General features: G+C 66.8%; 1 protein-coding gene. It reads left to right on the top strand.

Annotation, left to right across the window (positions count from 1 at the left end; genetic code table 11):
* The coding region (locus tag A9W95_RS00880; RefSeq protein ID WP_156745938.1) for an HNH endonuclease signature motif containing protein at positions 1-581 on the top strand (581 nt) is incomplete at both ends.

Genomic DNA, 581 nt, shown 5'->3' with positions numbered 1-581 from the left:
CAACGTAACCACGACGGGCTGCTGGCCGCCTGCCGCGCCCTGCTGTGCAGCGGCAACCTGGGCCAGCACAACGGGCTGCCGGCCTCGATCATCGTCACCACCACCCTGCGCGAGTTAGAGGCCGCCGGCAAAGGCCTGACCGGCGGCGGCACCCTGCTGCCCATGAGTGATGTGATCCGGCTGTCCCGCCACGCCCACCACTATCTGGCGATCTTCGAGCGCGGCAAAGCCCTAGCGCTCTACCACACCAAACGACTCGCCTCCCCCGCGCAACGAATCGTGTTGTACAGCAAAGTCCGTGGCTGCAGCGCCCCCGGCTGCGACGTCCCCGGCTACTACTGCGAAGTCCACCACGTCACCCCCTACGCCCAATGCCACACCACCGACATCAACGACCTCACCCTCGCCTGTGGCGGCGACCACGCCCTGGCCGAAAAGGGCTACCTCACCCGCCAAAACGCAAACGGCGACACCGAATGGATCCCCCCACCCCACCTCGATCACGGCCAACCCCGCTTCCAGGGTGGCGCGCGCTTCGGGAGTCAGATAGCCAGACAGTCGCGACATCCCGTCCACGTCTT

The organism is Mycobacterium sp. 1423905.2 (assembly GCF_001673155.1).
Lineage (GTDB): Bacteria > Actinomycetota > Actinomycetes > Mycobacteriales > Mycobacteriaceae > Mycobacterium.
This window is presented reverse-complemented; position numbering and strand designations above follow the sequence as displayed.